Genomic DNA, 5,758 nt, shown 5'->3' on the forward strand with positions numbered 1-5,758 from the left:
CCATGGACCTTGGGGTCCGCGTTGAGGCGGGCGATCTCCCGCATCAAGGCGTCCTGCGGGGTGTCCTTCGGCATCTCGATCGTCGCGTGGGCCATGCCCATCTCCTCGCACGCCTTGCCCTTCATCTTCACGTAGAGCTGGGAGCTCGGATTGTCCCCGACGAGGATGGCGGTGAGTCCGGGGTTCACGCCCCGGGACCGGAGACGGTCCAGGCGGCCGCGGAGTTCATCCCGGATCTCGTCCGCCACGCGCTTCCCGTCGATGATCGCCCCCGCCATGTGGCTCACCGCGATGGGTAACCCAGAGGCGGTTATGGACTTTCAGACCCGGCGGTTGCCTCCACGCGGGCGCGCGCGCATACGAGGAAGTTAGCGGCGGACGTCCAAAACGTACGCTTTTGGTGTCAGACGCGCCCGAATTGGTTATCAGCGACGAAAACACTTAAGCCCTCTCCCGAATTTCAGGCCTCTTCGGATGCACTCGAACGACTGGACGCGTGAGCTGACAGAGCGTCAGCGCGAGGTCCTGACGATCGTCGTGGAGAACAAGGTGTACCGCAACCGGGACTCGCGGATCCCCGAGCTGGCCGCGCTCATGGGCATCGCGCCGGCGGCCGTGGCAAAGCATCTGCTGGAGATCGAGCGGAACGCGCTCCTCCTGGTGACCGTGTCGCCCTCCGAGCAGGGGAAGCGGATCTACGAACGGCTCCAGTTCGAGCCGCGACCCGAGCGGCAGACGTCCGAGGCCCTCGACCCCCAGAAGATCCTCATCCTGCGATTCCTCCGCGACCATCCCGATGCCACGGCGGGCGAGGTCTCCGAGGAACTCGACCTGTCCGACTACACCACCGTGAACGGCCTTCGCGTCCTGAACGCGGTGTCGCTGATCGCGAAGCAACGCGGGCCAGCCCTGCGCCGCGGCGTGCCGCCCTACGTGTACCGGCTGACGCCGCACGGGGCGGACGTCGCCGCGAGGCATGGCTGAGCGACGACGCAAGGCAGATATCGCGCCGCCTCCTTGGGCCGCCGAAGCCGTGTACGACGCGATCGTGGTCGGAGCCGGGCCTGCGGGCGGCATGGCCGCGCGGCAGCTCGCCGCCGCAGGATTCTCGACGCTCGTCCTCGAGAAGAAGCGGACCGTGGGCGAACCCGTCCAGTGCGCGGAGGGCGTGAGCCGGTTCGGCCTCGAGTCGAACGGGATTCGGCCGCACGACGCGTGGATCGCCCAGGAGGTCTCGGGCGCCCGTTGCATCGTCCCGAGCGGGAAGAGCTTCTTCATCACGCGCCTGCCGGGCTATGCGATCGACCGCGCCGTCTTCGACCGGTGGATCGTGGAAGGCGCCGTGGACGACGGCGCGGAGTTGCAGACCTCGGCCCGGGTCACACACGTGGAGCGCCGGCAATCCGGGTGGGAGGTGACTGTGGGAGGGCGCGCGCTTGAGTCGCGCATCCTTGTCGCTGCGGACGGGCCCACGACCTTTGTCGCGAAATCGCTGGGCCTGGTTCGGCGGCAAGAGCAGATCCTCGCGTACGAATACCGCTTCCGGCGGGCGGGGTTCGACATCCCAGACCCAGACCGGTTCCTCCTGTACATCGGCGAGCGCTACGACGGCGGATACGCCTGGATCTTCCCAAAGGGGGACGCCGTCAACGTAGGTGCGGGGGGCCACATCGATGCCCACGCCGCGACGGTCGCCTTCTGCCGCGAGCACGGTCTCGACCCCTCCCGCGCCCTGCAGACGATCGCGGGGACAATCCCGTACCGGTACGATCTGACGAGCTATGCGATCCCCGGATTCGCGGTGGCGGGGGACGCCGCGGGCGTGGCGAACCCCATGAACGGAGCGGGTATCCACCCGGGTCTTTTCAGCGGACGCCTGGCGGGGGAGTTCGCCACGGCGGCCCTGGAGCGGGAGGACCCGTCCGTCATGTCCGGCTACGACCGGGTGCTCAGAGATTCGCCCTTCCTGGATCCGCTGCTATGGTGGATGATCGAGCGAGTCCGGGGATGGTCCGACGGGCTCATGGACGACGTCGGAGAGGAATTGGACGGCCTCGACTGGCGCGCGGTCTCCCTCCGTTTCGCAGGACGCGTGATCCGCAGCAAGCCCTGGCTCGTGCGACACACGCGCGAGTTCCTCCGGATGATCCGCGCCCTCGAGCTCTGCGAGCACTACGGATGGTAACTTAGACGAGGCCTGTTGCGCCCCATTCCGAACGGAATAATCCTTCGCCCTTCCGGACGACAGCCTCAAGTTCAAGACAGGTCTTCGGGGCGGGTATGGTCGCGAAGGCCATACCGCCGCAGGTCCGCTCGGAGAGCCGGCTCGAGCGCGTCCTCGCGGGCGGCGCTTTCGCGGTCACCGCGGAGATCGCTCCCCCGGGGTCCCCGGACCCCATGGAGGTTCGCCGCATCGCCGCGCTCCTCCGGGATTCCACGGACGCCTGCAACGTGACGGATTGCCAGCGGGCCATGGTCCGGATGTCCGCGATGGCCGCGGCGGCGCTCACGCTCCAGGAGGGCGTGGAACCCGTCCTCCAGATTGTGCTCCGGGATCGGAATCGCATCGCGCTCCAGGCCGACCTGCTGGGGGCGGCGGCCCTCGGGGTCCGGAACGTGCTCTGCATGCGCGGGGATCCGCCGCACATCGGGAACGAGCGCGACGCGGCGGGCGTGTACGACCTGAACACGGAGGAGTTCTTGACCACGGCGCGCGATTTGCGGGACCAGGGCGTCCTCCGCGGCGGCGCCCGGGTCGAGCCCGCGCCCAAGCTCTTCATCGGAGCCACGGCGAACCCGTTTGGCGGTTCCCTCGAGGAGTCGTTCGAGAACCTCCGGGGCAAGGTGACCGCGGGCGCCGACTTCGTCCAGACCCAAGCCATCTACGACGTGGACCGCTTCGAGGAGTGGATGCGGCTCGTGCGGAAGGAATGGCTCCACGAGCACGTCCACATCCTCGCCGGGGTGATCCCGCTGCGGTCCGCGAAGATGGCCCGGTTCATGGCCGAGAAGGTCCCGGGCGTCGTCGTGCCCAAGGAGGTCCTCCACCGCATGGAGAATGCGCCCGACCCGCGAGCCGAGGGAGTCGGCATCGCCCTCCGGACGATCCGCGCCCTGCGGTCCATCGAGGGGGTCCATGGCGTGCACATCATGGCGGTGAACTGGGAGGAGGCGGTGCCCCTCCTCGTCCGAGAGTCCGGACTCGATCGCCGCGCGCCGCCGCGTGCCGAGGCTGCGTAGCGCGGCCCCGGCGTCCCGCGATTTCTCAAGCTTTAAGGGCGAGCCCACCATTCCGACGCGGTAACAGGGATGGTTTCTCCCCGCCATGCCCTCCTGAGCGTCTGGGACAAGGAGGGCCTGTTGGAGTTCGCGCGCGGTTTGGGCGCGCTCGGCTTTGCGTTCTTCGCATCGGAGGGGACCGCGAAGACGCTGAAGGCCGCGGGCCTCGCCGTGCAGACGGTCTCAGAGTACACGGGGCAGCCCGAGGGCCTCGGGGGCCGCGTGAAGACGCTCCATCCCCGGATCTTCGCGGGAATTCTCGCGCCGCGCGGGGACGAACCCGAGCTCGCGGCCTGGGGAGCCGTCCCTCTGGACCTCGTGGTCGCGAACCTGTACCCGTTCGAGTCCGTGACCGCGAAACCGGACGTGCCCATGGCAGAGGCGATCGAGAACATCGACATCGGCGGGGTGTCGCTCATCCGCGCCGCGGCTAAGAACGCGGGCCGCGTAGGCGTCGTCGTCCGGCCCGTCCGGTACCCGGAGATTCTGGAGGCGTACCGCAAGGGGGGGAGCCTCCCGGCGAAGCTCCGGGAAGATCTGGCCCTCGAGGCGTTCGAGTACACGTCGCGATACGATGTGGCCATCTACAACTTCCTCGCGCGGCGGCAGGGACACACCCTACCCCCGAGCCTACGTCTCGCCTACGAGAAGGCGGCGGACATGCGCTACGGGGAGAACCCGTACCAGCAGGCCGCGTTCTACCGCGACCCCCACGCACCTCGCCCGAACGTGGCGAGCCTCGAGCAGCTCCACGGCCGGGCGCTCAGCTACAACAACATCGCCGACCTGGAGGCGGCGCTCCGCATCGCCTCCGAGTTCCAGGAGACCGCCGCGGTGATCATCAAGCACGGGAATCCGTCCGGCGTGGCGGTGCGACCCGAAATCTCCCGGGCCTACGCGGAGGCCCACTCCGCGGACGAGCGGTCCGCATACGGCTGCGTCGTGGGCCTGAACCGTGCGGTCGACCTCGAGACCGCGAAGGGGATGAAGGGCCACTTCGTCGAGGCGATCATCGCGCCCGACTACCACGAGGACGCCCTCGCCCGCCTCCGGAAGCGGGAGAATATCCGCCTCGTCCGCACGAACCTTCCGCTCCGGCCCTCGCCCGAGCTCGAGATGGTCAAGGTCTCCGGGGGCATGCTCGTCCAGACGTCCCAGTATCCCGAGATCAAGCCGGAGACATTCAAGACCGTGACCAAGAACCGCGCGTCCCCGGAGGACGTCCGGGACATCGTCTTCGGGATGCAGGTGTCCAAGTACGTGAAGTCGAACAGCATCGTGCTCGTGAAGAATCGCGTGACCGTGGGCATGGGGGCCGGCCAGATGAGCCGCGTGGACAGCGTGATCCTCGCCTGCCTCAAGGCGGGCCCGAGGGCGGCGGGTTCCGTCCTCGTGAGCGACGCGTTCTTCCCCTTCCGCGACGGGATCGACGAGGCCGCGAAGGGCGGCGTCCGCGTGATCGCCCAGCCCGGCGGCTCCATCCGGGACCAGGAGGCCATCGACGCCTGCAACGAGCACGGGATCGCGATGGTCTTCACGGGGATGCGGCTGTTCCGGCATTGAGGGGGTCCATGGTGCGCATCCGGGTGGGCGTCCTGGCGTCGGGACGCGGCACGGACTTCCAGAGCCTCGTCGACGCGCGGGACCGCGGCGACCTCGACGTCGACCTCGCGATCCTCGTGTGCAATGTGCCGGGTGCGCCCGTCCTGGAACGGGCCAGGAAGGCCGGCGTCCCCGCGGTCGTCATCGACCACCGCCCGTTCGGCAAGGATCGGGAGGGATTCGAGCGCGCCGTGGTCAAGGTCCTCCGGGAGCATCGGGTGGACCTCCTCGTGTTCGCGGGGTTCATGCGGATCGTCACGTCGTACCTGGTGAGCGAGTTCCCCAACCGAATCATGAACATCCATCCTTCCCTCCTCCCCGCGTTCCCGGGCGCCCACGCGCACCGGGACGTGCTCGCGGCGGGAGCGAGGGTCTCGGGCTGCACGATCCACTTCGTGGACGCCTCCGTGGACGGCGGCCCGTTCATCCTCCAGAAGGCCGTCCCCGTCCTGGACGATGATACGGAGGAGGCGCTCGAGGCGCGGATCCTGGAGTGGGAGCACCGGCTGCTGCCCCTGGCCGTGCGCCTGTTCGCGGAGGGACGCATCCGCGTGGAGGGTCGCCGGGTGCGCATCGACGCGAGGGGAATCGAGATCCCCCCGTCGGCGTAGCCGGCTCGCAAAGGCCGGCCGACGAGCCCCGGGGCCGTCGCAGTCCTGGCGCAAAAAAGGGTAAGGCCGTTGCCACAGTAGAAAAACAGGGAACGGCCTCGTTGTGGAGGGATGCTTGTGCCGGTAACTAGGATTCCGGAGCTATATCAAGGTTTAGTCAGGAAGAGAACGTACCCTGCGAATTCCCGTTTGACTCGGTGTGGCGTGACGAAAATTCTCTCGGTACGCGGGCTCTGCGAGGCACCGAACTTCCGCTGCAACGGCAC

At 68.3% G+C, this 5,758-nt stretch carries 6 protein-coding genes; 5 read left to right on the forward strand and 1 reads right to left on the reverse strand.

Annotated elements, in window-relative coordinates; genetic code table 11:
- Positions 1-278 (reverse strand): tetrahydrofolate dehydrogenase/cyclohydrolase catalytic domain-containing protein (locus tag VEY12_07255; GenBank protein HYM39924.1); only part of this gene is annotated, 278 nt, incomplete at its 3' end.
- 196 nt (positions 279-474) lie between these two features.
- On the opposite strand from VEY12_07255, the gene VEY12_07260 reads away from it, so the two are divergent.
- The 5 genes from VEY12_07260 to purN all read left to right on the forward strand — a co-directional run bounded on the left by VEY12_07260 (position 475) and on the right by purN (position 5,492).
- Positions 475-984 carry a MarR family transcriptional regulator gene (locus VEY12_07260; GenBank protein ID HYM39925.1) on the forward strand — a complete coding sequence of 170 codons (510 nt, stop codon included), beginning with the start codon at positions 475-477 and terminating at the stop codon, positions 982-984.
- Positions 985-1,033: 49 nt separating this feature from the next.
- The gene (locus VEY12_07265; GenBank protein HYM39926.1) at positions 1,034-2,185 is read left to right on the forward strand and encodes an NAD(P)/FAD-dependent oxidoreductase; all 1,152 of its coding nucleotides are present in this window, start codon (positions 1,034-1,036) and stop codon (positions 2,183-2,185) included.
- A gap of 95 nt (positions 2,186-2,280) precedes the next feature.
- Positions 2,281-3,240, forward strand: a complete 960-nt coding sequence (locus tag VEY12_07270; GenBank protein HYM39927.1) for a methylenetetrahydrofolate reductase — start codon at positions 2,281-2,283, stop codon at positions 3,238-3,240.
- 69 nt (positions 3,241-3,309) lie between these two features.
- The gene (gene purH / locus VEY12_07275; GenBank protein HYM39928.1) at positions 3,310-4,842 is read left to right on the forward strand and encodes a bifunctional phosphoribosylaminoimidazolecarboxamide formyltransferase/IMP cyclohydrolase; all 1,533 of its coding nucleotides are present in this window, start codon (positions 3,310-3,312) and stop codon (positions 4,840-4,842) included.
- Between the two features lie 8 nt (positions 4,843-4,850).
- Positions 4,851-5,492 carry a phosphoribosylglycinamide formyltransferase gene (purN, locus tag VEY12_07280; protein ID HYM39929.1) on the forward strand — a complete coding sequence of 214 codons (642 nt, stop codon included), beginning with the start codon at positions 4,851-4,853 and terminating at the stop codon, positions 5,490-5,492.
- The last annotated feature ends 266 nt before the right edge of the window (positions 5,493-5,758 follow it).

This window comes from Thermoplasmata archaeon (genome assembly GCA_035632695.1).
GTDB lineage: Archaea > Thermoplasmatota > Thermoplasmata > RBG-16-68-12 > RBG-16-68-12 > RBG-16-68-12.

Bases quoted from the DNA above. Each gene is read 5' to 3' on its own strand.
- VEY12_07260 (HYM39925.1), top strand. From the start codon at position 475: ATGCACTCGAACGACTGGACGCGTGAGCTGACAGAGCGTCAGCGCGAG.
- purH (HYM39928.1), top strand. From the start codon at position 3,310: ATGGTTTCTCCCCGCCATGCCCTCCTGAGCGTCTGGGACAAGGAGGGC.
- VEY12_07270 (HYM39927.1), top strand. From the start codon at position 2,281: ATGGTCGCGAAGGCCATACCGCCGCAGGTCCGCTCGGAGAGCCGGCTC.
- purN (HYM39929.1), top strand. From the start codon at position 4,851: ATGGTGCGCATCCGGGTGGGCGTCCTGGCGTCGGGACGCGGCACGGAC.